This is a genomic window from Microvirga sp. GCM10011540 (genome assembly GCF_042650665.1).
Taxonomy (GTDB): Bacteria; Pseudomonadota; Alphaproteobacteria; order Rhizobiales; family Beijerinckiaceae; genus Microvirga; species Microvirga lenta.
On the sequence record NZ_JBHSBQ010000135.1, the window covers coordinates 1 to 26,388 of the forward strand.

The window sequence follows — 26,388 nt, forward strand, 5'->3', positions numbered from 1 at the left end:
GACCAGGCCTCCCTCGTCTGCTCGTGGTGGAGGCGGCGGGAATTGAACCCGCGTCCTAAACGCCTATGCCACAAAGCCTCTACGGTCATAGCCGGGTCGAAACCCGACAAACCCCATATAGGAAATCCAAACCCTCCACGCCAGTCCCATATGGCACTGCGGGGAGCGCAACCCGCAGTGCCGCGGCCTTGACCGCCGCACCGACGGGATTGCGTGTCTTCGGCTCTCCTCAGGCCGCCTTGACGCTGGCAAGGAAGGCCTGAACCTCCTGACTCAGATCGTTCGAGTGGCGTGCCAGTTCCTGGGCGGCATCGAGCACCTGCGACGCCGCCGCGCCGGTCTGGCCGGCTCCCTGCTGCACATCGACGATGTTGCCGCTGACGGCCTCGGTGCCGCGGGCTGCCTCCTGCACGTTGCGGGCGATCTCGCTGGTGGCCGCGCCCTGCTGCTCGATGGCCGCCGCAATCGCCGTCGAGACGCTCGACATCTCCCCGATCGTGCTGCCGACGCTCTGGATGGCGCTCACGGCCTCCTGCGTGACCTGCTGGATCTCGGCGATCTGGGCGCTGATCTCCTCCGTCGCCTTCGTGGTCTGGCCGGCCAGTTCCTTGACCTCGGAGGCCACCACGGCGAAGCCCTTGCCGGCCTCGCCGGCCCGGGCAGCCTCGATGGTGGCGTTGAGCGCGAGCAGGTTGGTCTGTGCCGCGATGGTGTTGATGAGGGCCACGACGCTGCCGATGCGCTCTGCCGTGGTGACGAGAGCCTGCACGGTCGCATCCGTGCGCCTGGCGCCCTCGACGGCGGTGCCGGCGATCTGGGTCGAGTGCGCCACCTGAGCCGCGATCTCGCGGGTGGAGATGGACAGCTCCTCGGTCGCGGCCGCCACGGTCTGAACGTTGGCGGCCGTCTTCTCGGCCGCGCTGGCGACGGATGTCGATTGATGGTTCGTCTGCTCGGCGGTCGCCGCCATGGTCTGGGCCGTCGCCTCCATTCTCAGGGCGGCGGTGGACAGGCCCTGGGTGAGAGCCGACACGTTCGCCTCGAAACGCTTGGCGATCTCGTCCAGGCGCTGAGCGCGGCGGGACTTGGCATCGGCCTCGAGAGCGGCAGCTTCCTCGGCCTCGTCCTTGGCGATCAGGACGCCCTTGAACACCTGGACCGCATGAGCCATCTCGCCCAGCTCGTCGGCGCGGTTCTGGGCCGGCACGTCGACCTGCTTGTCGCCTTCGGCGAGGGCGCGCATCGCCTGGCTGAGGGCCAGGATCGGGCGCGTCACGCCTCGGCCGATCAGCGCCGCGACGCCTGCGATGACGAGAACGATCAGGGCGACGCCGGCCATCAGCTTCATGGCGGTGTCCCAGACCTTGGCGGCCGTGTCGTCCGTATAGACGCCCGAGCCGATGATCCACCCCCAGGGCTGGAAGCCCTTCACGTAGGAAATCTTGCCGACGGGCTGCTCCGCGCCGGGCTTGGGCCAGAGATAGGGGACGAAACCTGCTCCGCTCTGCTTCACCGTGTCCACGAAGGCCACGAAGAGCCGCTTTCCGGTCGGGTCCTTGTTCTCGGTCATGTCCTGACCTTCGAGCTCGGGCTTGATCGGGTGCATCAGCATGCGCGGATGCATGTCGTTGATCCAGAAATACTCCTGCTTGTCGTAACGCAGGCCTCTCACGGCCTGCATGGCCGCCTTCTGGGCGTCCGCGCGGCTCATGCGGCCGGCGCGCTCCTCGGCCTCGTAGTACGACAGGATGCCGTAGGCGGCCTCGACCACATGATGGGTCTTCACGGCCTGGGCCGAGACGATCTCCTCGCGGAGTTGGTAGAGCGAAAGGCCGATGATCGCGGCGATGCCGATCAGGGCCGTCAGGGTGATTGAATGGATCTTCGTCGTGATCCCGAGCTTCAGGCGCATAGCTTCCTCGTTTTTTCCGGCTTTGTATTGGGGAGCGATGGCCCGCGGGCGATATTGCCAAGCTTCGAGGACGGCTTCCTGCGCGGATGCCCGAACGGCCAAGGCGGCCGATGGGCATTCAGGGCGTAACGGAAGCCTTTCCGAAACAGAGTATCGCCTATGAACCACAGATCCCTCTGGAGACGAGGAACTTCAGCATAACTCGGTTAAACTTTGATTATTGCTTTCAATTCCCAAGTGTTGTTCCGCGGTACGGAGCAAGAGAAATGACAAACGCCTCGCTTCATCTGTCAGACAGCAGCGTCAACTTGGCAAAAGATCCAGATTTTATCATCTCGTCTTAACGACGGTTTACGTTCCGTCGTGCCTGGCGGCACTCCTGCGGGGAGAGCCGGGACGTTCCGGGAGGCAAAACCTCCGTACGGTCGGCCGCGGCACCCCGTTATTTCCACAACGCGGACGAGACTCGGGCCAGCTACGCCATTAAATTAACATAGAAGTCGGACGACCTGTCTCGACGTGGGCCGGAACCGAGGATCGCCTGTCGACCGCGAGGGCAGCATCACCGCGACGGAACGCCGTTTGACGCCGACACTCTTGCGCAGCCTTAACCTTCCGAGAAGGTTTGGCTTCGCGCCGGGGTCAAAGTCGAGGAGACTAGTCAGTCAGTAAAGCCTCACCGGTCCGTGAGGAGGGTACCCGAGATGAAAGAATTCGACGAGGAATACGCCAAGCGGGTCCGCGAGGGCTGCTTCAAGGCTATCCTGGATGCGTCGATCAAGGACGGAAAACTCGAATTGAGCGAGCGGGAGATCTACGACGGCGTCATGAGCGCCATCGCGATGATCCACTCGTCGCAGGACGAGACGCCGACGCCCGAAACGACGGCCCGCGTGTCCGAGGCGATTGCGCTGCACTTCCGCGAGAGGGTCAAGCAGCTGAAAGCCGTGAAGGAGCAGGTCGACGCCCCTCCCTTCCCGCTCGAATCCAGCAAGAAAGAGAACATGCACTGACCCCGCACGAGAAGCGGCATTCGGGGGCCCTGAAGGCCCATCCCCCGCAAGGAGAGAACCAAACCCAAGCTTAAGCGTTGTTCTGCCCGTCCCCGTTCAAGCCTGAGAGGAACTTGATGGATGAGCCGAAGCGACGCCACCCGGCCAGCGACCCGCTGGCGCGCATCATGGATTGGGTCGGCTTGTCCGTCGGCTTAGGCTTCCTCTGGGTTGCCGTATCGGCCGTCAGGCTCTGACGAGCGGGCCGGTCCGCCCAGCCCCTTCGGTCAGGAGCCTCGGCGGAAGCGGTATTCCCGGGCCGCATCGGCAGCCTGATAGCCCCAATAGGTCAGTTGCACCGCCGCCCGCCCGAAAAGTCCTCCGTTCCAGGCCAGGCCGAAAGGCTCGAACAAGCGGTAGCGGTCGGTTTCGCCGGCGATGCCCTCGGCGACGACCGTTCCGCCGATGGCAGTCGTGTTCATGCCATGGCCGCCGAAGGCCGTGCAGAACCACACGCCCGGCCGCAGCCGGCCGATCTGCGGCATCAGATGCCGGGCATAGGACATGAGGCCCGACCAGGCCACCTCGACCTTCAGCTCCGCCAATTGCGGATAGGTGCCCACCATCTCGCGCCGGAGCAGGGCGGCGATATCCGCCGGATCGGTCGTCCTCGTGGTGATCCGCCCGCCCCAGAGGATGCGGCTCCCATCGTCGACGAGGCGGTAGTAGTCCCCGGCCCTGCGGTCGTCGAGCACGGCGGCAGAGGTGCGGATGGCATTGCGGACGAGATCCGGCGCGTGCTTCGTCAGAAGCACGTAGGTGGCGACGGGCAGGAACGCCGTCCGTAATGCCGGCAGAACTCCGCCGGTATAGCCGCCGGTCGTGAAGAGCACATGCTCGGCCTCGATCTCCGCGTCCTTCGTGCGCAACATCTTCCTCGGCCCGTCGAGCTCCGCCGAGACCACCGCCGAGTTCTCGTGGATCCCTGCCCCCAGCCCGGCAGCGGCGCGGGCCAAGGCGCGCCCGTAGTTCAAGGGGTGGAAATGGAAGGCCCTCCCGTCGAGAAGCCCCTCCTGATACCGGGGAGAAACGAACATCGCCCTGACCTCGTCCCGCGGCAGGTAGCGCTGTTCGAGGCCGAATTCGCGCTCCATCCTGTCCCGGGCGGCCCGCAGGGCCCCGCGCGAGTCGTAGCGCAACGCCTTCACGATGCCGGGAACGGGCCTGGCCTCTCCGATGGCGAGGTCCCGGATATGGTCGCTCACGATATCGACGCCTTCGATGGAGAGGCGGTAGAGCGCCTTGGCCTGGTCCGGGCCGACCCGGCGCTCGATGGCGGACAATCCCGTCGCGTATCCGGCCGACACGAAGCCGCCGTTGCGGCCTGAGGCTCCCCACAGGATGCGCTGCGCTTCGAGAACCACGACGGACCGGCCGCTCCGCGCCAGCTTCAGCGCCGCCGTCAGTCCCGCAAGACCGCCGCCGACGATGCAGATGTCGGCTCCGATACGGCCCCGAGCCTGCGGATAGGTCTCGGACGTGGCGAGCGTCCGGCTGTAGTAGCTGTCGATGTAGGAGGAGGTCATGTCCGTGACTGGCAGGGGGCGGAAGGAAGGCGAAAGCTCCGTTCGAGCGGGTGCCCGCCAGGCTTTGGGTTCTCACCCGGTCCGGGACGGCTGGAGACTAGCATGGCAGCGATGCAGATAAACCTGGAAAAGGCGGTCATTGGGCGCGGCGGCAGCCAGGGCCTCGAGCTGCGCCGCCGCCTTCGGCCAGTCGCCGGCCTCGTAGCTGGCCCGCGCCCTCTCCCAATCCTCGAGGGTCCGCAACCGGTCCGGATCGGGCGCCAGTTCGCTCTCGTCGTCTCCCGCGGCGCCGAGAAGCTCGTAGATGATCATCGGGCGGTGCGCCCCCTCCGGCACCGTCCGGTCGACGAAGCGGAACACGTATTCGCCCGCCGTCGCACGCTGGACGTCCTCGCTGACGAGGATCGTCGTGCCGTAGCGCTTGTTCAGCTTCTCGAGCCGGGAAGCCATGTTCACCGTGTGGCCGAGGGCCGTGTAGTTGATCCGGTCGACCGAGCCGACATTGCCGATGACGGCCTCGCCCGTATGCAGGCCGAACCGGGTCTGCATGGGCGCACCGCCTTCGGCGACGAAATCCTCGTTGAGCCGGTCGAGGCGGCGCGCGGCGCGCAGGGCGCCGAGGCAGGCGAGAGCGACGTGATCCTCCCGCTCCTCGGGCGCATTCCAGAACGCCATGATGCTGTCGCCGATATACTTGTCGATGGTGGCTCCCGAACGGACCAGTTCGCCGCCGATCTCGCTGAAATAGCGGGACGTCTTGGCCATCACCTCCTCGGGATCGAGGCCTTCCGCCATGGGCGTGAAGCCGGCCACGTCGGTGAACAGCACGGTGATCGCCTGGCGTTTGCCGCCGAGCTCGGACGACATCTTGCGGCCGATGATGCCGCGCACCAGGGCGTTCGGCACGTAGCGCATGAAGTTGCTCAGGGCGAGTTCGAGCGTGTCGATGGCACGCGAGAGCTCCCTGACCTCCATCACGTGGGACTGCGACCGGCGCGCATGTCCGAATTCGAACTTCATGATCCTGCGAATGTCGTCCGTCGCCAGACGCAGGGGGCGCGCCAGGTAGCGGGCCGCGAGCAGGACGATCAGCAGAGTGACGGCGACGGAAATGCCGGAGATCACGAGAAGCCCGGTGCGGATCCGCTCCGCCGGCCCCATCATGGTGTCGAAGGGAATGGCAAGGCTGATGAACAGGTTGTCGAACCCTTCGCCGACCTGTTCGGTGCGGCTGAAATAGTTCTCGTCGCCGACCGTGAAGGACGCGCTCCGCTCCTTTCGGCCGGGCGCCTCCTGAAAGGTTCGGTACATGCCGCTGAGCAGCGGAGAGCCGAGATCGTCGACCGTGAGGAGCCTGTTGTTCCGGTCGGCCTGGCGGATCATCCGGTACGAGCCTCCGCGCGGATGCGCGATCAGGGTGCCGGCCGCGTCGAAGACGAGAAGTTCCAGATCCGGCGGAAAGCGCAGGCGCTCCAGGTAAAGATCGAGACTGGCGAGGGTCATGTCGATGCCGAAGACGGCGCCGGGTGTCTGCCGCGCCTGCCGCGCCAGCGTCACTCCGGCCTCGGGCACGCTGGCAAAACGGTAGGGAGGCGTGAGGATCACATCGCCGCTGGCCAGGGCGGGCGCATACCAGGGACGCCTCCGGGGGTCGAAGGCGGTCGGCCGAGACCCAATCCGCCGCAACTCCCTGCCCTGCGCGTCCACGACGATCCACCGTGCCGACGGCCCATCCGTCGCCGGCTCGACGATCATGAAGACGTAGGCCCCGTCGTGGGATTCCGGGCCGATTTCGGGCGGCCGTGCATCGCTGATCGTCTGCACGACCACATGGCTCCCGTCGCTGCGGCCCAGGAAGACCCCCGTCGCAGCCGGCAGAACCTCATCGAGCTCCTTCAACACCGCGGTCAGGGTCACGACCAGCTGCTCGGAAGGAAGCTCGGGATCGATGGTGATGGAGACGGTATCGAGGACGGAGCCCGCAATCCGGAGACTGCCCGCGAGCTCGTTCCGCACATTGCTGGCGATGCGCTGGAAGTCGTCCTCGGCGTCGCGGATCGTGAGCGCCGTCAGCTGGTGGTGGTTGAACCCGATCAGCGCGGCGGAGATGGCGAGCACGACGAGCGTGAAGACGAGGGCGAGCAGGGCCTGCAGAGACCAGAGGAACGGTTTTCGCTCTGCGCGCTGTTTCACCCTTCATCCCCGGGAGCTTCGATCGCCGCGAAGGCAGGCAGCACCAGTAACATGCCTTTCCCGATCCGAGAAAGTCCGGGCGCCCTTCTCAGAGACCGAAAGAGCCGTCTGCGATATCCGACGCTTCGAGATAGATCCGCACGAGCCTCTCGCAGCCCTCGCGGTCCTCCTCGTCGAACCGGGCCGGGTTCGGGCTGTCCAGATCGAGGACGCCCAGAACCCGGCCATCCTTGACGAGAGGCACGACCAGCTCCGAGCGGGAGGCGCTGTCGCAGGCGATATGGCCCGGGAAGGCGTGAACGTCGGGCACCACGACCGAGGCCTTCCGCTCCACGGCGGTGCCGCAGACCCCGCGTCCCACGGCGATGCGCACGCAGGCGACCTTGCCCTGGAACGGCCCCAGGACGAGCTCCCCTCCCCGCATGAAGTAGAACCCCGCCCAGTTCAGGTCGGGCATGAGATCGTAGAGCAGGGCCGACATGTTGGCCGCATTGGCGATCGCATCGGGCTCGCCATGGAGCAGGCCGGAGAGCTGCTGGGCGAGGGAGGCGTAGAAGTCCTGCTTGCTGCCGGACACGGGAAGGGCGGTCGGTGTGAACATGGGGCTGATTTATGGGTCCGCCGCCCCCTTGTCCAGGGCCGCGGAGCGCCGGGAATTGATCGTGATCAAGGCTTGCGGGCAGGCGGCGGCTTATGCCGGGTGCCGTCCGGCGTCGCCCCGGTCATGAACAAGAGGCAAGTCATGTCCAACGATCTCGTTCGCCGCTACGGCAGCCTGCCGGTGCCGCGCTACACCTCCTATCCGACGGCCGCCGAGTTCTCGCCGGAGGTCGGGGCATCCGACCACGAGGGCTGGCTGCGGCGGCTCGATCTCGGGGAGAGCGTGTCGGTCTATCTCCACGTCCCCTATTGCCGCCAGCTTTGCCATTATTGCGGGTGCCACACCAAGGTGGCGCGGCGGGACGAGGTGGTGCAGCGCTACCGCGAGAGCCTGGAGGCCGAGATCGCGCTCGCGTCCCGGCATCTGCAGGGGCGCCTCCGGGTGGCCCGGCTGCACTGGGGCGGAGGAACGCCGAGCATTCTCGGGCCCGACGGTCTTGTATCCGTCATGGACGTGCTGTCGCGGCACGCCGTGTTCGAGGACGGGTTCGAACATGCCATCGAACTCGACCCGCGCTACGTGGACGAGACGCTGGCGCAGGGGCTTGCCGCCATCGGGGTCAACCGGGCCAGCCTGGGCGTTCAGGACCTCGATGCGCAGGTCCAGTTCGCCATCGGGCGCGTGCAGCCGCTGGAGACCGTCGAGAAAGCGGCCGGCCTGCTGCGCGCCGCCGGAATCGAGCGCCTGAACTTCGACCTGATGTACGGCCTGCCCCACCAGACGGTCGCATCGGTCCGGGCGACCTGCGCCAAGGTTCTGGCCCTTCGGCCCGAGCGCATCGCCTGCTACGGCTATGCCCACATGCCCCGGCGCAAGGCGCAGCAGCGCCTCATCGACGAAGCGGCCCTGCCCGGAGCCGAGGAGCGCTTCCTGCAGTCGCAGGCCGTGGCCGAGGAGTTCACCGGCAACGGTTATGTCGCCATCGGGCTCGATCATTTCGGCCGTCCGGACGACCCTCTCGCCGCCGCCAGCCGCTCAGGGCAGCTCCATCGCAACTTCCAGGGATACACCGACGACGACCGGCCGGTTCTGATCGGCTTCGGCGCCTCGGCCATCTCCCAGCTCCCCGAAGGCTACATTCAGAACGTCGCCGATATCGGCACCTACATGCGCAGCATCGCCGAAGGCAGGCTCGCCTCCGTCCGTGGCTACCGCCTGACCTCGGACGACCGGGCCAGGGGCTCGATCATCGAGACCCTGATGTGCAATTTCCGCGTGGATCTGAGCACTCACGCAGACCGGGGCGCCTATACGAACGAGCTGGCCCTGCTGCGCCCCCTGGCCGAGGACGGCCTGATCACGCTGGAGGACGAAACCGTCGCCGTGACCGAAGCCGGCCGGCCCTTCGTTCGCCTCGCGGCCTCCGCATTCGACAGGTTCCGCGCTGCCGACGTGGCGCGTTTCAGCCCCGCCGTGTGACGGCTGCCATCCATTCAACACAGGCGGGCCGTGAGGTTCACGGCCCGCCTGTTCTCATTCCGCGGCCAGTCCGAACCGGTCGTCCTTTGCGAATTCCAGTCCCTGGTGGTCGCAGAGGCGGCGGTAGAGTCCCCCTTGGCGGTACAGGCTCTCGTGGGATCCCTCCTCCACGATCCGCCCCTTGTCGAACACGAGGATCCGGTCGAGAGCCCTCACGGTCGCGAGGCGGTGGGCGATCACGATGGAGGTGCGCCCCTCCATGAGCCGCTCCATGGCCTGCTGGATCAGCACCTCCGACTCGGAATCGAGGGCGGAGGTCGCCTCGTCCAGGATGAGGATCGGCGCATCGGCCAGGAAGGCGCGGGCAATCGCCACCCGCTGGCGCTCCCCGCCCGACAGCTTCACGCCGCGCTCGCCCACGAGGGTGCCATATCCCTTCGGGAGGCGCGTGATGAAGTCGTGCGCATTGGCCAGGCGTGCCGCACGCTCGATCTCCGCCATGGTCGCGCCCGGACGGGCATAGGCGATGTTCTCCGCGAGGGTGCGGTGGAACAGGATCGGCTCCTGCTGGACGATGGCGATCTGCGCCCTCAGGGAAGCCTGCTGCGCCTCGGCAATGTCCTGCCCGTCGATGCGGATGCTGCCGCCGTTCAGGTCGTAGAGGCGTTGGATCAGCTTGACGAGGGTCGTCTTGCCCGATCCCGACGGCCCGACGAGACCGACGCGCTCGCCTGCCCGGATGACGAGCGACAGGTCCCGGTAGAGCGGGGTCGCATGGCCGGCATAGTGGAAGTCCACATGCTCGAAGGCGATCTCGCCCCGCCCGATCCGGATCGGGCGCGCATCGGGACGATCGACCACGCCGAAGGGCTCCCGGTGGATCGCCACCAGCTCCTCCATGTCGTTCACGGAGCGGCGCAGGTTGTTCACGTGCATGCCCACGTCGCGCAGATAGCCGTGGATCACGAAATAGGTCGTGAGCACGTAGGCGAGGTCGCCGGGCGTCGCATCGCCGCTCCACCACAACCACAACGCCGTGCCGATGATGGCCGCCCGGATGGCCAGCAGGGCGATGAACTGCACGGTTCCGCTGTTCGTCCCCCGCTGCCAGAGGCGACGGGTGCGGCTCTGCCACTTGTCGAGCACCCGCGTGAGGCGCAGGTCCTCCCGCTCCTCGGCCCCGAAGGCCTTCACCACCGCATTGCAGCTCATGGCATCGGCGAGCGTGCCGCCCACCTTCGTGTCCCACGCGTTCGCAAGCCGTGCGGCCGGAGCCACATAGCGCGTGGCAAGCAGCACGGTCATGACGATGAAGGCCGCCGTGCCCACGGCGACGACGAGGCCCATGACGGGCCAGTGCAGCCCGAGCACCACCATCGATCCGACCAGCACGACGAGGGACGGCAGGAGCGCCAGAAGGAGCGTGTCGTGCATCAGGTCGAGAGCCCACATGCCGCGCGTGATCTTGCGCACGGTCGATCCGGCGAAGCTGTTGGCATGCCAGTCCGTCGAGAAGCGCTGCACGCGCGCGAAAGCATCCTGCGCCACGCTGCTCATGACGCGCAGCGTCAGCTCGACGATGCCGTAGAAGGCCAGATGCCTCATGACGATCGTGACGAGGCCGAGCCCGGTCATGAGGGCGAAGGCCACGAGAGCCGCGTGGAGCGCGGCGTCACGGTCGGCCTCGCCCACCGTGATGGCGTCGACGAGGCGGCCGGCAAAGACGGGCATGAACACGTCCGCAAGCGTGGACGCCATCATGGTCCCGACGATCAGGCCGACATAGCCCGGCTGGCCGCGCCAGTGCCGGAAAGTGAATCGCAGAACGTCGCGGGTCGCATCCCCGCTCTTGGTGTCTCGGGTCATGAGATGAACAGGCCGCGCAAGGCAGGCCTTTCCTCGAAAGCACGGAGCGATCTCTCACGACGGACTCAGGGCGCGTCGGAATTCGCTCGTCGAAAAATGGTGGAGGGTCGCGCGTGCAGGACCCAGCGGTCCCGCGTCGTCAAGCCTAGAGCTTGGATGCGGGAGGGTTGTTGAGCAAGCATTTAAAGGCCATGCACTCCTCCCTCTCTGAAAGCAAAACTGACAGGGAAATACAGTATTCAGACAAACTTGGCAACCTCTCGCCCCGTTCTCGACTGCGTCACACGCAATCGAGCGGCCGATGTGGTCCCGGCGGAAGATCAACGCGGATCGTGTCGCCGGGTTTCACCTCTCCGTCCTGCAGGACGACCGCCATCACGCCGGACTTGCGGATGAGGTTTCCTTCCTCGTCGCGGCCGAGGACCGCCTTCATCAGGCCCTTCTGGAACCGGTCGATCTGAACGCAGGGATTGCGCAAGCCGGTCACTTCGATGATTGCGTCGTCGCCGAGATGCAGCCGCGCGCCCGTCGGCAGGGCCAGGAGATCGATGCCGCGCGTGGTGATGTTCTCGCCCATCTCGCCCGCAGCAACGGAGAATCCCGCGCCCTGCAATTCCTCGAACAATTCGGAATGGATCAGATGAACCTGGCGCAGATTGGGCTGGCTCGGATCCTTGGTCACGCGGGATCGATGCTTGACGGTCCGGCCTGCATGGGCATCGCCCTCGACCCCCAGCCCGGCCAGAAGGCGGATGCCGGAGCGGTTGGACTTGCTGAACGAGTGCGAGGCACTGCAGCTCACGGCGGTGATGATGGCGCTCATTCGTCTCAAATGCTCCGTCCGAATCCGGGGCCAGCGGAGCCCGTGCGGCGCGATCTGTCAACACCGTTCAGGGAACGGAGAGATCCACGATCTCGAGCCCCTTGGCTGCAAGCCGCTGCGCCAGGACGCGCCGGTGGCAATTGGCAGGATCGCGCTCGAAGCAGAGCAGGCAGACCGGACGGCTTTCGGCGAGCACCGTCAGCTCTTCGAGGGCATCCTGAGCCGGCTGAGTGTCGAGAACCTCCTGGCAATAGATGCGCCGCATCAGCTCCCCATCGCCGGCCCGTGCGGCCTGGCGCCCTTCCTTCGGGGTGCCGAGTTGCCTGTAATGCTGATAGCCGATGTCCCGGCCGGCCAGAGCATCCTTCAGGGCGGACTTGGAGAACCCGCGCTTGCGCGACAGCGCCACCGCGCGCACGTCCGCGAGGATCGAAACGCCCGAATCCTGCAGAACGGTGAGGAAGCGGTCCATGTCCGCTCCCTCGTATCCGATCGTGAAGACCTGCTTGCTCATGCAGGAACGGGGGTCCTACATCGACGGCTGCGGACGCCCCTGCAGCTGCGGCTGCTTGTAGGGCCGCAGGGCATCGGGAATCCGCATGTCGCGCGGCGTCTGGAAATCGCTCGCTGCGCCGCGCATCTGATCCGCCGGACGCGGCAGGCCGCTGCGGTCGCTGTAGTCCCAGCGCCGCGCGCGCTCCTGCATGGATTGTCCGGTCAGGGCATTGGCGCACATGACGTCGAGTACGGTGACGCCTGCCACGGCGCCCATGGCGATCCCCACGCGATCCCGATCGGCGTCGGATTCGTTCAGCTCCTTGCCGAGCGTCGCGAGATCGAGGGCATCGCCGCCGATGCGTCCCCAGATCCACGGCGTCGGATCCTTGGACGCGAGAATGCCCACGCCCGTCACGATCTCGCGCACGCCGTAAGCCCGGATCAGCCTCTCGTGCCGCTCCATGCCGAGCCAGCGGGCGACGCTTCTGCCGCCGAACAATTCGACCGCGCCGAGGGCGATGCTGAACCATCCGAGGCCGCGGGCGAGCGCATCGGCCGATTGGCGGGAACCTGAGCGATGATGAGCCATGACAGCACCTCGTTAGGGTTTGAGAACAACCTTGATGCAGCCGTCCTTCTTATCGCGGAAGGTCCTGTACATCTCCGGACCGTCGTCCAGTCCGACAGTGTGGGTGATGACGAAGGACGGGTCGATCTGTCCTTCCTCGATCCGGCGCAGGAGGTCGTCCGTCCAGCGGTTCACATGGGTCTGCCCGGTGCGGATCGTGAGGCCCTTGTTCATGACGGCGCCGAACGGGATCTTGTCGAGAAGCCCGCCATAGACGCCCGCGACGGACAGCACGCCGGCAGGCCGGCACACATACATCATCTCGCGCAGGACGTGCGGACGGTCGCTCTCCAGCATCACCGCCTGCTTGGCGCGGTCGAGGATGGTATCGGGATGGGTCATGGAGACGTGGGCCTCGAGGCCCACCGCGTCGATGCACTTCTCGGGACCCTTGCCGCCGGTGAGCTCGTTCAGCCGCTCGATCACGCTCTCCTCCTGGAAGTTGATCGTGATCGCGCCGCCCGCCTCTGCCATGCTGAGGCGTTCGGGCAGGCGGTCGATGGCGATGACCTGCTTCGCGCCGAGGAGAAGGGCGCTGCGGATCGCCATCTGACCCACGGGCCCCGCGCCCCAGATGGCGACCGTGTCCGTCGGCTCGATGTCGCACTGAACGGCGGCCTGCCAGCCCGTCGGGAAGATGTCGCTCAGGAAGAGAAGCTGCTCGTCGGGAATTCCGTTCGGCACCTTGATATGCGTCTTGTCGGCATAGGGAACGCGCAGGTATTCCGCCTGTCCGCCGGGATAGCCGCCCGTGAGGTGAGTGTAGCCGAAGAGGCCGGCGGTGGGATGGCCGAAGGCGGTCGCGGCGAGTTCGCCGTTGCGGTTCGTCCGCTCGCAGACCGAAAAGTTGCCGCGCTTGCACTGATCGCACTCGCCGCAGATGATGGTGAAGGGGATGACCACCCTGTCGCCGACCTTGAGGGAGCTCTTCGCCGCCGATCCGACCTCGACCACCTCTCCCATGGACTCGTGGCCCATGATGTCGCCCTTCTTCATGCCGGGCATGAAGTGGTCGTAGAGATGGAGGTCGGAGCCGCAGATGGCGCAGCTGGTCACCTTGATGATGGCGTCGCGGGGATCCTCGATCTCGGGATCGGGAACCGACTCGCACCGAATGTCACCCTTTCCGTACCAGCGCAAAGCTTTCATGGAAGTTCTCCCCTTGGGACAAGGCGCAAAAAGCCAAGCTCGCGCCCTCGTCTGATGCCGTAAAGGAAAAGACTTCTAGAGGGACTTTGCGTTCCCTGGCCGGCCCAAAAAAACGGAGCCTTACTCCCAAGGAGGCGGACCTAGAGGTGCTCGGGAAGGCTCCGGATCAGCTGGGCGAGAGCGGGCTCCAGCACCTGGTGGGCTGCCTCCTCGACCTCGAACCACCGCGCATCGCGCTGGCCCTTCTCCCGCCACGACCTGAGCTGTTTGGACACCTCGAGCGGATAGACGTCGACCCGGCACAGGTCGAAATGTGTCGCCCGCCGCTTCCAGTAATCGTAATGCCCGAGGGGCTTCTGCTTGATCTCGCCCTTGACGCCGGCCTCCTCGACCGCCTCCTGCGCCGCCGCCTTGTGAGGCTTCTTGCCCTTCATGGGCCAGCCCTTGGGGATCAGCCACCGCCTGGTTTCCCGTGACGTTACGAGAAGCACCTCGACCCTGCCTTCCCTGACCCGGAAGGGAAGCGCTGCGACCTGACTCAGTCGTTCTTTGGAGGTTCGGGGCATTCGACCGTGAAGGATGGGGATTCCGAGAGCGTTCCTGCAAAGCCTAGTTGATTGGAGCCGGCTAATAAAGGATCAATTCGATGTGCTTTGGAGACATGGCCTTTCCTGACGGGAGCCGTTCCACGGCATTCGAGCAATCGATGATGAATGCCTGACAACGTAGCAGCAAGCATTTTGATCCTGAGAGGCGAGCGGGGGCCATGACACGAGACGGTTTGGAGACGAGGCTGGCGGCGGCCTGCGCCATTGCCAGGGAGGCAAGCATGCTGGCCCGCCGGCGCTTCCACGAGAGGCCGCGCTCCCAGCTCCCGGACTTCAAGGGGCACCAGGACTTCCTCACCGTCACGGATGCCGAAGTCGAGGAGCTCATCCGAACCCGGCTCCACGGACTCTTTCCCGACGATGCCTTCTTCGGCGAAGAAGGCGGCGGCTCCTTCGAGCGGGATGTCTGGGTCGTGGATCCCATCGACGGCACCGCCAACTTCGCCCGCGGCATCCCCCACTTCGCCATCTCGATCGCCTTCGTGCGCGACAACCGGGTGGAGATCGGGGTGATCTACGACGTGATGCAGGACGAGCTCTACACGGCTCTGCGCGGGGCCGGCGCCAGCCTCAACGGCCTGCCGATCCGCACCAGCGGCCTGGCCGAAATCCAGCACGCGACGGTGGAAGCCGGATGGTCGCCGCGCCTCACCCATGAGGTCTATGTGGACCTCGTGAAGAACCTGAAAGCGGCGGGCGCCAACGTCCGTCGCGCAGGGTCGGGCACCCTGGGCCTCGCCTATGTGGCGGACGGACGGATCGACGCCTATTGCGAACTCCACATCAATTCCTGGGATGCCCTCGCGGGCCTCCTCATCGTGGAGGAGGCCGGGGGCTGGACCAACGATTTCCTGGCCGGGGACGGGCTTCGGAACGGCAATCCGGTTCTGGCCTGCACGGCGGAACTGGCTGACCGGCTGGTCGCGGCGACGGGCATCGCCAAGGCGCCCTGATCGCTCCATCGCCCGGCGTTTCTCCGTCGGCCCGTGCGGGCGCGGCTCGATCATCCTGAAAGCCGAAGGCAAAACTTTCGGCAAACGTCTTGACCTCTCCGCCCAATGGTTGGAGCTTAGCCGACCAAGAAAAAAATTCACAAGCCGAACGGGAGGATGCCTATGACACGTCGAAACAGCCTTTTTGCCGCCACGATGCTGGCGGGTACGGCCGCCGCCTTTTCCCTCATGTCCACGGGAGCAGCCCAGGCACAGGGCGCGCTCGTCATGTACTGCGCCGTGCAGGAGGAATGGTGCCGCGCCATGACAAGCGCCTTCGAGCGCGAGACCGGCATCAAGGTCTCGATGACTCGCAAGAGCTCCGGCGAGATCTATGCGCAGGTGAAGGCGGAAGCTCAGAACCCTCGCGCCGACATCTGGTGGGGCGGCACCGGCGACCCCCACATGCAGGCGGCCGAGGAAGGGCTGACCGTGGAATACAAGTCGCCGAACTTGGGCGAGCTGCAGGACTGGGCCGTGCGCCAGTGGGAGCAGTCGAAGAACCGCACCGTCGGCATCTACTCGGGCGCTCTCGGCTTCGGCTACAACACCGAGCTCGTCAAGGCGAACGGGATCAAGGAGCCGAAGTGCTGGGCCGACCTCCTCAATGAGGACCTGAAGGACGAGGTGCAGGTCGCGGACCCGAATTCATCCGGCACCGCCTATACCCTCCTTGCCACCATCGTTCAGCTGATGGGCGAGGAGAAGGGCTTCGAATACCTCAAGTCCCTGCACAAGAACGTCAACCAGTACACCAAGTCAGGCGCGGCTCCGGCCAAGGCGACGGCGCTGGGAGAAACCACCGTCGGCATCGTCTTCATGCACGACATGGTGACGATGGTGGTGGACAACGCGCCGGTGAAGGTCGTGGCTCCCTGCGAGGGCACGGGTTACGAGATCGGCTCGATGTCGATCATCAAGGGCGCCAAGAACCTCGAGAACGCGAAGAAATTCTACGACTGGGCCCTGACCCCGGCCGCTCAGAAGCTCGGCGCGGAAGCCAAGTCCTATCAGGTTCCCTCCAACAAGAATACGCCGGTGCCGCCGCAGGCGCCGAAGCTCGACGAGATCAAGCTGATCAACTTCGACTTCGCCAAGTACGGCTCGTCGGAAGAGCGCAGGCGCCTCCTGTCAAAGTGGGACAACGAGGTGAAGAACCTGCCGAAGTAGTTCGGACCTGAAACCGCCGCCCCCGCGAAGCCACGTCGCTTCGCGGGGCATATCGGCCTATCGATCATCGAGGGGCGGGCTCCCGCAAGGACCCGCTTCGAACTCAGGCGAGAACTGACATGTCACGAGCCACCCTTGGCTGGATCGTGCTGGGCTGGATCGGCTACGCCCTTTTGCCCTGGTACGGCCTGGACGGAGCCGCTTCATCCATAGGCGATTATTTCGTGGGAAGGTCGGGCCTCGTGCACGGGCTGACGGGCGCCTGGTGGCTCCTGCCCATTCTGCTGCCGCTCGTCATGGGCTTGCGTCCTGCCTTCGCGGGCTCACGGGAATCCGACGGCACGTGGCTCATCGCCTCCGGCCTGCTGGGTCTCGGGCTCGTCATCCTGCAGGGCTTCGCCATCGGCATGAACGGCTGGACCTTCGAGGTCCTGAAGGTCCTCTTCGGCGAACCCGGCCCCACTCAGGACGGCATCGGCTACGGCGCGACGCTGACGCTGACGGCTTTTCTGATCGTTCTGTGCCATGGCTTCGCCGCTCGCGGGTGGTGCCGGGGCGACGCCTTCGTGACCTCGTCCATCGGCGTGGTGATCGCCCTGATCATCGTTTTCGTGTTCTTTCCCGTCAGCACCATTCTCGCCAGCGCCTTCGCCGACAACGACGGCAACTTCGCGCCCGCCGAATTCGCCGCGAAGTTCACGGACCAGTCCATCTGGGGGCTCGACTGCCTCACGAGCAACCTACGCTGCGGCGTGGCCTGGAACACCCTGTTCCTCGGGGTTCTGGTGGCCTTCGGGACCACGGCCCTGGGCCTCGCTTTCGCGCTGATCGCCACGCGTACCGCCTTCCGCTACAAGAAGCTGCTGCGCGTGATGAGCGTTCTGCCCATCATCACGCCTCCCTTCGTGATCGGTCTCGCGCTCATCCTGCTGTTCGGGCGCTCCGGCGCTCTGTCCGCCGTGCTGTGGGACTGGTTCGGAATTCCGCGCTCGCGCTGGATCTACGGGCTGCCCGGCATCTTCATCGCCCAGCTCCTGGCCTTCACGCCGATCGCATTCCTCGTTCTCATCGGGGTGGTGCAAGGCATCAGCCCGACTCTCGAGGAAGCGTCCCAGACCTTGCGCGCCAAGAGCTGGACGACCTTCATGACCATCACCCTCCCGCTCATGCGGCCGGGACTGGCCAACGCCTTCCTCCTCGGCTTCGTGGAAAGCCTCGCGGATTTCGGAAACCCGCTGGTGCTGGGCGGGAACTACGAGGTTCTGTCCACCAAGATCTTCTTTGCCGTCGTCGGCGCGCAGCAGGACCAGGGGCGCGCGGCCGTGCTCTCGATCATCCTTCTGGCCTTCACCCTCGGCGCGTTCTGGCTCCAGCATGCCTGGCTCGGAAAGAAGGTCTACACGACCGTGACCGGCAAGGGCGATGCGGGCATCCCCCTCCCCCTGCCGCGGCGCGTCGCGGCGGCCTCGTATCTCACCGCCATTCCATGGGCGCTCTTCACGCTCGTGGTGTATGCGATCATCGTCGTCGGCGGCTTCGTCCGCTCCATGGGCCGCGACTACACGCCCACCCTCGACCATCTCCTGACCGCCTTCCGCATCGAGAACACGGAATGGGGCCTGCATTTCTCGGGCTCCGCCTGGGATTCGTTCTTCGCCACCGTGAAGGTCGCGGCGCTTGCGGCGCCGCTGACGGCGGCGGTCGGCCTGCTCACGGCCTATCTCCTGACCCGCCAGCGCTTCTCCGGGCAGCGCGCCTTCGAGTTCGGCACCCTGCTCAGCTTCGCCATTCCCGGCACCGTGGTGGGCGTCTCCTACATTCTCGCCTTCAACGTGCCTCCCATCGAGATCACCGGGACAGGCTTCATCCTGGTCATGTGCTTCGTGTTCCGGAACATGCCGGTGGGCGTGCGCGCGGGCATCGCGACGCTGAGCCAGATCGACAAGAGCCTCGATGAGGCGTCGCTCACTCTCGGAGCCCGCTCCGCCACCACCATGCGGCGCGTGGTGCTTCCCCTGCTCCGGCCTGCCGTGGTCGCGTCCCTGGTCTATTCCTTCGTGCGGGCGATGACGGCGGTGAGCGCCGTGATCTTCTTGGTGACGGCGGAGTACAACATGGCCACGACTTATATCGTCGGCCGGGTCGAGGCGGGTGAGTTCGGCCTGGCGATCGCCTATTCCACCGTTCTCATCCTCGTCATGCTGCTGGCCATCGTCATGATCCAGCTCGCCGTCGGCGAGAGGCGCCTCGGACGACGCTCCGCCGCCGCCAATGCCGCTCCCGTCGCCGTCCAAGCAGTGCCATGAACCAGATGACAGCCATCTCCACCCTGACCCGCCCCACCGCCTCCGGCAAGCAGGCCGCTTCGGTGGAATTTCGCAACGTGACGAAGCGCTATGGCAGCGTCACGGCCGTGGACGACGTGTCCTTCACCATCGAGCCCGGCCAGCTGGTCACGCTGCTCGGGCCGTCCGGATGCGGCAAGACCACCACGCTGCGCATGATCGCGGGTCTCGAGATGGTGAGTGCCGGACAGATCCTCATCGGCGGCCGCGACGTGACGAACCTCTCGGCCGCGGACAGGGACGTGAGCATGGTGTTCCAGTCCTACGCCCTTTTCCCGCATATGTCCGTGCTGGAGAACGTCGCCTACGGTCCGTCCGTTCAGGGCGCATCCAGGAAGGACGCGCAGGCGATGGCGATGGAGAAGCTCGCCCTCGTGGGCCTGACCGGTCTCGAAAAGCGCGCTCCGTCGGAGCTGTCGGGAGGACAGCAGCAACGCGTGGCCGTGGCGCGCGCCCTCGTGCTCGAACCGCAGGTCCTGCTCTTCGACGAACCGCTTTCGAACCTGGACGCCAAGCTGCGGCGGCGCGTGCGCGAGGATATCCGCGAGCTCCAGCAGAACCTCAACCTGACCGTGGCCTACGTCACCCATGACCAGGAGGAGGCGCTGGCCGTCTCCGACCGGATCATCGTGATGTCGAATTCCCGCATCGCCCAGACCGGCACCCCGCGCGAACTCTACGAGGAACCGGCGGATCTCTTCGTGGCCGACTTCATCGGCGACGCCAACATCCTGAACGGCACGGTCGTGGAGCTGGCCGGGCTCCGGGCCCATGTGCAGATCGACCGATTGAAGATCGACCTTCCCCACCGCGGCGTAATGCAGGGCCCCGTCAAGCTCGCCGTGCGGCCGGATGCCGTTCTGCTGAACGAGGGGGCGGCCGGGCCGGGAGAGGTCTCCGGTCAGGTCAAAAAAGCCTCCTATCTCGGCACTCAGATCGAGTACGAGGTTGCAAGCCCCATGGGCGAATTGTTCGTGGTGCAGTACGGCCGCAAGGAGCCGATCGCCCCGGGAACGGCGGTTTCCATCTCCCTCGACCGGCAGCGCGGCGTCGCTATCGTTCCGGGCGCGTGAGGGTCAGACCGCTCCCTCGTCCGGAATGTTGAGGATCGTTCCGCACGCCTTGCAATGGACCGCATCCCTGTCGTGCCGCAGCAATCCGCAGACGGGGCAAGGGTGGCGCACCTTGTTGGGCCGCAACAACACCTGGACCAGCCGCAGGAACAGGGTCACGCCGAAGATCATGATGGCCACGGACAGCAGGTGCCCGAGGGTTCCGGTGAGGGTGATGTCGCCGAAGCCGGTGGTGGTCAGCGCCGCGATGGTGAAATAAAGCGCGTCGACGTAGTTGCCGATCTTCGGGTTCGACCAATGCTGCGTCTCATAGACGAAGCCCGTCATGATGAAGATGAACACCCCCAGATTGACCGTCGCGACGATCAGGTCCTCGTTCCGGCGGAAGAAAGGACTGTCGGCGCGCAGGCGCACGAGCAACTGATAGGTGCGCAGGAGCCTGACCGTGCGGAGGATGCGCAGGAATCCGATGCCCTCCCCCGCGACGGGCGCGAGGAACGACACGATGGCAGCCACGTCGGCCAGGGTGACGGGATGCGCGAAGTCCTTCCACCGGTTGCGGCTGATGGCGATGCGGGCGGAGAAATCGGCCAGCACGATGAGGCCGATGACCACATCGACCACCTCCAGCACGATCGTGCGGGGGAGGAAGGAGGAGACGACGATGAAGAGGATCGTCGTCAGGTCGAAAACCAGCAGGCCGTAACGGAAGCGATGCGCCTCGGGCGTGTCGCCCTCGTAGAGAGCCCTCAGCTTTTCGATCACCCGCATGGGGGGAACTCGCGTGGCGGGCGGGGAATGTCCTGGGCGATAGGCAAGGGCGACGCTCGGTAACGGTTTATCGGCTGGCGATTTATCTATAAGGCAGAGGCGGGATTCCAACAGGGGCCTCGAACAAGCTCGGCCGTCCGCACGGATGGCCCCAACGCGACTGACGGGACGACGATGCTCAAAGCTCTGATTTTCGACATGGACGGCACTCTGGTGCACAGCGACCCGACGCATCTGGAGGCGTTTGCCGAGATCCTGGGGCCGGAAGGCGTCGTGATCGACGAGGAACTGTACCGCTCCTCCATCATCGGCCGCACCAACGAGGCGATTTTCGCGTCCCTGCTGCCCCACCGGACGGTGGAGGAACATGTGGTCTTCGCCGACCGCAAGGAGGCCGCCTTCCGCCGCATGGCCCTGGACCTCAAGCCCCTGGACGGCTTGGTCGATCTCCTCGACTGGGCCGAGGCGCGCGGGATCGGGATCGCCCTCGTCACCAATGCCCCGGTTCTCAACGCCACCCACATGCTCGACGTGCTGGGGCTGGCCCAGCGCTTCTCCGTCAAGATCACCATCGAGGAGGTGGAGCGCGGCAAACCCGACCCCCTGCCCTATCTCACCGCCCTCCAGAGGCTGGGGCTTGGCCCGGAGGAAGCCATCGCCTTCGAGGATTCCCCTTCGGGCATGAAGGCGGCCAAGGCTGCCGGCCTCTTCTCCTTCGGTGTCCTCACCGGCCTGACGGCCGAGGAGATGAAGGGCTTCGGGGCCGACCGGTCCATCGCGGATTTCCACGACCCGGCCCTCTGGGAGATTCTGGAGCGCCGGGTGGCAGCCTGAACGACACGCATCCATTGTCGCTCGGTGGCCGTGCCCGGCACGGCCTTTCCGGGCGCCATTGCAGCCCACCCGTCAGCAACACGCTTGCGATTTCGTTGAAACGGTTCGGACCTTCTCCGAGTTGGACCACGATCTGGGCGCTGAAAAGTGCCCATGAAGCCTATGGCGAAACCGAGTTCGACGAAGCATTGTTGCAAGGCGGGCCTGGAATCTCCTCCTCTCGGACGCAAATTCAGGAAAACCGATGACGCTCAAGCTTCACACCATCATCTGCAGCACGCGCCCCGGCCGGGCCGGGCCCATGATCGCCGAGTGGTTTCATGCAAAGGCTGTGGAACATGGGAAGTTCGAGCCGGTGCTGGTGGACCTCGCCGATTTCGACCTGCCGCTCCTGGACGAGCCCCATCATCCGCGGCTGCAGAAATACGAGCATGACCATACGAAGGCCTGGAGCGCCAGCGTTCACGCCGCCGATGCCTTCGTGTTCGTGACGCCGGAATACAATTACGGCTCGCCGCCGTCCCTCCTGAACGCCCTGAACTACGTCTACAAGGAGTGGAACTACAAGCCTGCGGGCTTCGTCAGCTATGGCGGCGTCTCGGGCGGCCTTCGTTCGGTCCAGATGTCGAAACAGGTGGTGACGGCGCTCAAGATGATGCCGATGACGGAGGGCATTCCGATCCCGAACTATGCCCAGTTCCTCGACGAGGAGAAGAACTTCAGGCCCAACGAGCTGGTCGAGAGATCCGTGAAGCCGATGCTGGACGAACTCCACCGCTGGGCCGAGGCGCTGAAGCCGATGCGGGGCTGATCCGCTCGAAAAAAAACGGCACCGCCGACGCCGACGGTGCCGTCTGTTATGCAGCCTCAGGAGCGTGTCAGACGCGTCCCGCCAGCGCGTTCTCGTAGAGCTTGCGGGCGCTCTCCCTCGTGATCGGCACCGGATTGCCGCCAGCCGTCGGATCGTCCGGAGCCATGGCGGACATCTCGTCGAAGCGGGCGCTGTCGATCTTGATGCCCTCCAGCGTGTGCGGCACGCCGAGATCCTTGCGCAGCTTCAACACCCAGTCGAGGAAGGCCTGGAACGACGGCTCCAGCCCCAGATAGGCGGCGAGCCGCTCGATCTTCGCCTCGATGGCCTCGCGATTGTAGACCAGCACATAGGGCATGAAGACCGCGTTGGTGAGGCCGTGATGGGTGTCGTAGAGCGCGCCCGCCGGATGCGACAGGGCGTGGATGGCGCCGAGCCCCTTCTGGAAGGCGGTGGCGCCCATGGCGGCGGCCGACATCATGTTGGCGCGGGCCTCGATGTCCTTGCCGTCCTTGTAGGCGCGGGGCAGGTATTCCTTCACGAGGCGGATGCCTTCGACCGCGATGCCGTCCGCCATCGGATGGTAGCCGGGCGCGCAATAGGCTTCGATGCAGTGGGCGAGCGCATCGAGGCCGGTGCCGGCCGTGATGTGGGGCGGCATCCCCACGGTGAGCTCGGGGTCGCAGATCACGATCTTCGGCATCATCAGTGGATGGAAGATCACTTTCTTGGTATGCGTGGCCTCCTGCGTGATCACGCCGGCACGGCCCACTTCCGAGCCGGTGCCCGCCGTGGTCGGCACCGCGATGATCGGCAGGATGCCCTTGGGATCTGCGCGGGTCCACCAATCGCCGATATCCTCGAAGTCCCACATGGGACGGGTCTGGCCCGCCATGAACGCGATGACCTTGCCGGCATCGAGGGCAGAGCCGCCCCCGAAGGCGACCACGCCGTCATGGCTGCCGGCCTTGAGGGCTTCGAGCCCCTTGTAGACGTTCGTCTCGACCGGGTTCGGCTTGATGTCCGAGAAGATCGCCGCCTTGAGGCCGGCGGCCGTGAGCTGGTCGAGCGCCGCCTTCGTCATCGGCTGCGTCGCCAGGAACGGGTCGGTGACCACGAGCGGGGCCGACATGCCCACCGCGCGGCAGGCTTCGGCCAGCTCCGAGATGCGGCCGGCGCCGAAGCGCACGGGGGTCGGGTAGTTCCAATTCGAGCGAGGAGAAGCGGTCATCGTTGAACTCAAAGCGCGTGGCGCAGGTGGTAGGATTTGGGACGGGTGAGCGACTCGTAGGCCAGCCGTGACAGGCTCGCGCCGCGGCCGGTATCCTTCACGCCGGTCCAGGCGAGAGCGGGATCGAGATAGTCGCAGCGATTCATGAACACGGTGCCGGTTTCAAGCCGGTCGCCGATGGCTTCAGCCGCATCGACGTCGGAGGTCCAGATGGCGGCGGACAGGCCGTAGGGCGAGTCGTTCATGAGACGGATCGCCTCCTGGTCGCCCGCGACCTTCATGATGCCGACGGTCGGTCCGAAGCTCTCGTCGCGCATCACGCTCATGGAATGGTCCACGCCGGTCAGCACCTGCGGCGCGAGATAGGCGGTATCGCCCACATCCGCCGGGAAGGCCTTGGCGTCGATATGCGCCTTCGCACCCTTGGCCACCGCTTCCGCATTCTGCTGGCGCACGAGATCGGCGAAGCGCTTGTGCGCCATCGGCCCCAGGGTCGTCGCCTCCTCCAGGGGATTGCCGAGAACGTACTTGTTCACGAGGTCGACCGCGCCCTCCACGAACCGATCGTAATGCTTCTCGTGCACGTAGATCCGCTCGATGCCGCAGCAGCACTGACCCGAGTTGAAGAACGCGCCGTCCACGAGATTCTCGATGGCATGGTCGATATCGGCATCCTCGCGCACATAAGCCGGGTCCTTGCCGCCGAGCTCGAGCCCGAGCGACGTGAAGGTGCCCGCCGCCGCGCGCTCGATGGAGCGCCCGCCGGAGACGGAGCCGGTGAAGTTGCAGTGATCCACGAGTCCTGCGCCCAGGATGCGGCTCGTCTGGTCGTGGCTCAGCACGAGGTTCTGGAACAGGCCCTTGGGCATTCCGGCGCGGTCCATCGCCATCTGGAAGCGCTCGCCCGCGAGCAGGGTCTGCGAGGCGTGCTTGAGGAGCACCGCATTTCCGGCCATGAGGGCCGGCACGATGGTGTTGATGGCCGTGAGATACGGATAGTTCCAGGGGGCGATGACGAGAACGAGCCCCACCGGCTCGCGCTTAATCATGCGGCGGAAGCCCGGCTTCTCGTCGTCGGCGGGAATGGGCCTGAGACTCTGTTCCGCGATGCGGATCATGTAGCGCGCCCGCTCCTCGACCCCGCGGAACTCGCCGCCGTAGCGCACGGGACGGCCCATCATCTGGGCGATCTCGGGCACCACCTCCTGGTTGATGGCGAGCAGCGCATCGAGGAAGGCCTCCACCTTCCTGGCGCGCTCCGGCAGGGGCGCGTTGCGCCACTCCCTTTGCGCCTCGCGGGCCGCGGTGACGGCGGCACCGATGGCGGCTTCGGACATGATCGGCCGGCGAACGAGTTCGCGCCCGTCGATCGGGGAAATGCAGACGATATCGGTGTCGGCCATGATCCTGCTTCAGATGATCTCGAAATAGCGGGCGAGCTGCCAGTCGGTGATGGCCTTGCGGGCCTCACGCTCCTCCCATTCGCGCGTTGCCGCGTAATGGTCAACGAAAGTATCGCCGAAGAGCTGGCGCGCCGCCTGCGACCCTTTCAGCCGCTCGGCCGCCTCGCCCAGCGAGCGCGGCAGGGCCCGCTCCGCGGGGTGCTTCACCTCGTAGGCGTTGCCCTGGATCGGCTCGCCGGGCTCGATCCTGTTCTCGATGCCCCACAGCCCCGAGCCGATGGCGGCCGCGAGTGCGATATAGGGGTTGATGTCGGCTGCGGCGACCCGGTACTCGACCCGCTGGGATTTCTCGGATCCCGGGATGACGCGCAGCGCCGTGGTGCGGTTCTCCACGCCCCAGGCCGAATCCGTCGGCGCCCAGAAGCCGGGAATGAGCCGGGTGTAGCTGTTCACCGTGCAGGCCACCATGGCGAGGAGCTCGGGCATCAGCTGCTGCTGGCCGCCCACGAACCAGCGCATGGTGTCCGACATGGAATGCGGCGCATCCGCATCGTAGAAGGCGCCCTTGCCGGTCTCGATGTCGCGCAAGGATGCATGCAGGTGCCCCGACTGGCCCGGCCAGTCGCGGGACCACTTGGCCATGAACGTCGCCATCCAGCCGCGGCGCTGCGCCAGGATCTTGGTGAAGGTCTTGAACAGGATCGCCTTGTCCGCCGCCTTCAGGGCGTCGTCGACGCGGATCGCGGCCTCCAACACGCCCGGTCCGGTCTCCGTGTGCAGGCCCTCGATCTCGAAATCCATCTTGTTCGCGAGGTCGAGGAGCTCATGGTAGAAGTCGGCGTGAACGCCGGAGCGCAGCACGGAATAGCCGAAGAAGCCCGGCGTGATGTTCTTGAGGTCCCGGTAGTTCTTCTCGCGCACGGAACGGGGCGTCTCCTCGAAGAGGAAGAACTCGAATTCCGCGGCCGCGGATACGGCGAAGCCCATATCCTCCGCCTTCCTCAGAACCCGCCGCAGCACGCCGCGCGGGCACGCATCCTCCGCATAGCCGTCGAACTCGGACAGGAAGAACGGCAGATCGTTTTCGAAAGGAATGAGCCGCATGCTCTCGGGCAGCACCCGCACCGGCGCGTCCGGATAGGCGGTATGCCAGCCTGTCAGCTTCGTGTTGTCGTAGAGCTGATCGTTCGAGTCCCAGCCCAGCACCACGTCGCAGAAGCCGAAGCCTTTCTCGAGGGCGGATTCGAACTTGTCGCGCGCCATGTACTTGCCGCGCATGATGCCGTCGACATCGGTGATGCCGACCTTCACGAACGGCAGGTCGCGGCTGCGCACGTAAGCCGCTGCATCGGCGGCCGTCTTGATCTTGGGAGAATCCATGCGGGGAGAACCTGAAGGTGAGGGAGAAGGGAGCGCGCGACAT

General features: G+C 65.8%; 22 protein-coding genes. 8 read left to right on the top strand and 14 right to left on the bottom strand.

The window, feature by feature from the left end:
- Window positions 1-229: 229 nt before the first annotated feature.
- Entirely contained in the window at window positions 230-1,912 is a 1,683-nt protein-coding gene (locus ACFOYU_RS20345; protein ID WP_377035019.1) for a methyl-accepting chemotaxis protein, read from the bottom strand.
- A 704-nt stretch (window positions 1,913-2,616) separates the two neighbouring features.
- On the opposite strand from ACFOYU_RS20345, the gene ACFOYU_RS20350 reads away from it, so the two are divergent.
- On the top strand, window positions 2,617-2,925 hold the full coding sequence (locus ACFOYU_RS20350; protein WP_226740020.1) for a hypothetical protein: 309 nt from the start codon (window positions 2,617-2,619) through the stop codon (window positions 2,923-2,925).
- 266 nt (window positions 2,926-3,191) lie between these two features.
- Here the strand turns inward: ACFOYU_RS20350 and ACFOYU_RS20355 are convergent, their stop codons facing one another.
- The 3 genes from ACFOYU_RS20355 to ACFOYU_RS20365 form a co-directional block, all read right to left on the bottom strand.
- Window positions 3,192-4,490 (bottom strand): NAD(P)/FAD-dependent oxidoreductase, encoded by a 1,299-nt coding sequence (locus tag ACFOYU_RS20355; RefSeq protein ID WP_377035020.1) that lies wholly within the window; start codon window positions 4,488-4,490, stop codon window positions 3,192-3,194.
- Window positions 4,491-4,562: 72 nt separating this feature from the next.
- Window positions 4,563-6,683, bottom strand: a complete 2,121-nt coding sequence (locus ACFOYU_RS20360; protein WP_377035021.1) for an adenylate/guanylate cyclase domain-containing protein — start codon at window positions 6,681-6,683, stop codon at window positions 4,563-4,565.
- 88 nt (window positions 6,684-6,771) lie between these two features.
- Window positions 6,772-7,284: a GAF domain-containing protein gene (locus tag ACFOYU_RS20365; RefSeq protein WP_377035022.1), complete on the bottom strand. Its 513-nt coding sequence runs from the start codon at window positions 7,282-7,284 to the stop codon at window positions 6,772-6,774.
- A 141-nt stretch (window positions 7,285-7,425) separates the two neighbouring features.
- Between ACFOYU_RS20365 and hemN the strand changes: the two genes are divergently transcribed.
- Window positions 7,426-8,763: an oxygen-independent coproporphyrinogen III oxidase gene (gene hemN / locus ACFOYU_RS20370; protein WP_377035023.1), complete on the top strand. Its 1,338-nt coding sequence runs from the start codon at window positions 7,426-7,428 to the stop codon at window positions 8,761-8,763.
- Window positions 8,764-8,817: 54 nt separating this feature from the next.
- On the opposite strand, the gene ACFOYU_RS20375 is transcribed toward hemN, so the two are convergent.
- The 6 genes from ACFOYU_RS20375 to ACFOYU_RS20400 form a co-directional block, all read right to left on the bottom strand.
- Window positions 8,818-10,629, bottom strand: coding sequence for an ABC transporter ATP-binding protein (locus tag ACFOYU_RS20375; RefSeq protein ID WP_226740031.1), 1,812 nt, complete (start codon window positions 10,627-10,629; stop codon window positions 8,818-8,820).
- A gap of 280 nt (window positions 10,630-10,909) precedes the next feature.
- The gene (locus ACFOYU_RS20380) at window positions 10,910-11,452 is read right to left on the bottom strand and encodes an MOSC domain-containing protein (protein WP_377035024.1); all 543 of its coding nucleotides are present in this window, start codon (window positions 11,450-11,452) and stop codon (window positions 10,910-10,912) included.
- Window positions 11,453-11,519: 67 nt separating this feature from the next.
- On the bottom strand, window positions 11,520-11,966 hold the full coding sequence (locus ACFOYU_RS20385) for a DUF488 family protein (protein WP_377035025.1): 447 nt from the start codon (window positions 11,964-11,966) through the stop codon (window positions 11,520-11,522).
- A gap of 15 nt (window positions 11,967-11,981) precedes the next feature.
- Entirely contained in the window at window positions 11,982-12,539 is a 558-nt protein-coding gene (locus ACFOYU_RS20390; RefSeq protein WP_226740037.1) for a cyclase dehydrase, read from the bottom strand.
- Window positions 12,540-12,551: 12 nt separating this feature from the next.
- Entirely contained in the window at window positions 12,552-13,727 is a 1,176-nt protein-coding gene (locus tag ACFOYU_RS20395) for a zinc-dependent alcohol dehydrogenase (protein WP_377035026.1), read from the bottom strand.
- A 140-nt stretch (window positions 13,728-13,867) separates the two neighbouring features.
- Entirely contained in the window at window positions 13,868-14,293 is a 426-nt protein-coding gene (locus tag ACFOYU_RS20400) for an NUDIX hydrolase (protein WP_226740042.1), read from the bottom strand.
- A gap of 200 nt (window positions 14,294-14,493) precedes the next feature.
- Between ACFOYU_RS20400 and ACFOYU_RS20405 the strand changes: the two genes are divergently transcribed.
- The 4 genes from ACFOYU_RS20405 (at window position 14,494) to ACFOYU_RS20420 (ending at window position 19,915) form a co-directional block, all read left to right on the top strand.
- On the top strand, window positions 14,494-15,288 hold the full coding sequence (locus ACFOYU_RS20405; RefSeq protein ID WP_377035027.1) for an inositol monophosphatase family protein: 795 nt from the start codon (window positions 14,494-14,496) through the stop codon (window positions 15,286-15,288).
- 162 nt (window positions 15,289-15,450) lie between these two features.
- Window positions 15,451-16,497 carry an ABC transporter substrate-binding protein gene (locus ACFOYU_RS20410; protein WP_377035028.1) on the top strand — a complete coding sequence of 349 codons (1,047 nt, stop codon included), beginning with the start codon at window positions 15,451-15,453 and terminating at the stop codon, window positions 16,495-16,497.
- Between the two features lie 119 nt (window positions 16,498-16,616).
- Window positions 16,617-18,803, top strand: coding sequence for an ABC transporter permease (locus ACFOYU_RS20415; RefSeq protein WP_377035029.1), 2,187 nt, complete (start codon window positions 16,617-16,619; stop codon window positions 18,801-18,803).
- A gap of 5 nt (window positions 18,804-18,808) precedes the next feature.
- Window positions 18,809-19,915 (top strand): ABC transporter ATP-binding protein, encoded by a 1,107-nt coding sequence (locus tag ACFOYU_RS20420; protein ID WP_377035049.1) that lies wholly within the window; start codon window positions 18,809-18,811, stop codon window positions 19,913-19,915.
- Window positions 19,916-19,918: 3 nt separating this feature from the next.
- On the opposite strand, the gene ACFOYU_RS20425 is transcribed toward ACFOYU_RS20420, so the two are convergent.
- Window positions 19,919-20,686, bottom strand: a complete 768-nt coding sequence (locus ACFOYU_RS20425) for an ion transporter (RefSeq protein WP_226740050.1) — start codon at window positions 20,684-20,686, stop codon at window positions 19,919-19,921.
- Between the two features lie 174 nt (window positions 20,687-20,860).
- On the opposite strand from ACFOYU_RS20425, the gene ACFOYU_RS20430 reads away from it, so the two are divergent.
- Together ACFOYU_RS20430 and ACFOYU_RS20435 are read left to right on the top strand one after the other, a co-directional pair.
- A complete protein-coding gene (locus ACFOYU_RS20430) occupies window positions 20,861-21,520 on the top strand; it encodes an HAD family hydrolase (RefSeq protein ID WP_377035030.1) in 660 nt (219 codons plus the stop codon).
- A 244-nt stretch (window positions 21,521-21,764) separates the two neighbouring features.
- A complete protein-coding gene (locus tag ACFOYU_RS20435; protein WP_377035031.1) occupies window positions 21,765-22,331 on the top strand; it encodes an NADPH-dependent FMN reductase in 567 nt (188 codons plus the stop codon).
- Window positions 22,332-22,398: 67 nt separating this feature from the next.
- Here the strand turns inward: ACFOYU_RS20435 and ACFOYU_RS20440 are convergent, their stop codons facing one another.
- The 3 genes from ACFOYU_RS20440 to ACFOYU_RS20450 are packed head-to-tail and all read right to left on the bottom strand — an operon-like array spanning window position 22,399 to window position 26,345.
- Entirely contained in the window at window positions 22,399-23,562 is a 1,164-nt protein-coding gene (locus tag ACFOYU_RS20440) for an iron-containing alcohol dehydrogenase (protein WP_226740057.1), read from the bottom strand.
- 8 nt (window positions 23,563-23,570) lie between these two features.
- Window positions 23,571-24,965, bottom strand: coding sequence for an aldehyde dehydrogenase family protein (locus ACFOYU_RS20445; protein ID WP_377035032.1), 1,395 nt, complete (start codon window positions 24,963-24,965; stop codon window positions 23,571-23,573).
- A gap of 9 nt (window positions 24,966-24,974) precedes the next feature.
- Window positions 24,975-26,345, bottom strand: a complete 1,371-nt coding sequence (locus tag ACFOYU_RS20450; protein WP_377035033.1) for a glutamine synthetase family protein — start codon at window positions 26,343-26,345, stop codon at window positions 24,975-24,977.
- Between the last annotated feature and the right edge of the window lie 43 nt (window positions 26,346-26,388).

Bases quoted from the DNA above. Each gene is read 5' to 3' on its own strand.
- ACFOYU_RS20345 (WP_377035019.1), bottom strand. From the start codon at position 1,912: ATGCGCCTGAAGCTCGGGATCACGACGAAGATCCATTCAATCACCCTG.
- ACFOYU_RS20350 (WP_226740020.1), top strand. From the start codon at position 2,617: ATGAAAGAATTCGACGAGGAATACGCCAAGCGGGTCCGCGAGGGCTGC.
- ACFOYU_RS20355 (WP_377035020.1), bottom strand. From the start codon at position 4,490: ATGACCTCCTCCTACATCGACAGCTACTACAGCCGGACGCTCGCCACG.
- ACFOYU_RS20365 (WP_377035022.1), bottom strand. From the start codon at position 7,284: ATGTTCACACCGACCGCCCTTCCCGTGTCCGGCAGCAAGCAGGACTTC.
- hemN (WP_377035023.1), top strand. From the start codon at position 7,426: ATGTCCAACGATCTCGTTCGCCGCTACGGCAGCCTGCCGGTGCCGCGC.
- ACFOYU_RS20375 (WP_226740031.1), bottom strand. From the start codon at position 10,629: ATGACCCGAGACACCAAGAGCGGGGATGCGACCCGCGACGTTCTGCGA.
- ACFOYU_RS20380 (WP_377035024.1), bottom strand. From the start codon at position 11,452: ATGAGCGCCATCATCACCGCCGTGAGCTGCAGTGCCTCGCACTCGTTC.
- ACFOYU_RS20385 (WP_377035025.1), bottom strand. From the start codon at position 11,966: ATGAGCAAGCAGGTCTTCACGATCGGATACGAGGGAGCGGACATGGAC.
- ACFOYU_RS20390 (WP_226740037.1), bottom strand. From the start codon at position 12,539: ATGGCTCATCATCGCTCAGGTTCCCGCCAATCGGCCGATGCGCTCGCC.
- ACFOYU_RS20395 (WP_377035026.1), bottom strand. From the start codon at position 13,727: ATGAAAGCTTTGCGCTGGTACGGAAAGGGTGACATTCGGTGCGAGTCG.
- ACFOYU_RS20400 (WP_226740042.1), bottom strand. From the start codon at position 14,293: ATGCCCCGAACCTCCAAAGAACGACTGAGTCAGGTCGCAGCGCTTCCC.
- ACFOYU_RS20405 (WP_377035027.1), top strand. From the start codon at position 14,494: ATGACACGAGACGGTTTGGAGACGAGGCTGGCGGCGGCCTGCGCCATT.
- ACFOYU_RS20410 (WP_377035028.1), top strand. From the start codon at position 15,451: ATGACACGTCGAAACAGCCTTTTTGCCGCCACGATGCTGGCGGGTACG.
- ACFOYU_RS20415 (WP_377035029.1), top strand. From the start codon at position 16,617: ATGTCACGAGCCACCCTTGGCTGGATCGTGCTGGGCTGGATCGGCTAC.
- ACFOYU_RS20420 (WP_377035049.1), top strand. From the start codon at position 18,809: ATGACAGCCATCTCCACCCTGACCCGCCCCACCGCCTCCGGCAAGCAG.
- ACFOYU_RS20425 (WP_226740050.1), bottom strand. From the start codon at position 20,686: ATGCGGGTGATCGAAAAGCTGAGGGCTCTCTACGAGGGCGACACGCCC.
- ACFOYU_RS20430 (WP_377035030.1), top strand. From the start codon at position 20,861: ATGCTCAAAGCTCTGATTTTCGACATGGACGGCACTCTGGTGCACAGC.
- ACFOYU_RS20435 (WP_377035031.1), top strand. From the start codon at position 21,765: ATGACGCTCAAGCTTCACACCATCATCTGCAGCACGCGCCCCGGCCGG.
- ACFOYU_RS20440 (WP_226740057.1), bottom strand. From the start codon at position 23,562: ATGACCGCTTCTCCTCGCTCGAATTGGAACTACCCGACCCCCGTGCGC.
- ACFOYU_RS20445 (WP_377035032.1), bottom strand. From the start codon at position 24,965: ATGGCCGACACCGATATCGTCTGCATTTCCCCGATCGACGGGCGCGAA.
- ACFOYU_RS20450 (WP_377035033.1), bottom strand. From the start codon at position 26,345: ATGGATTCTCCCAAGATCAAGACGGCCGCCGATGCAGCGGCTTACGTG.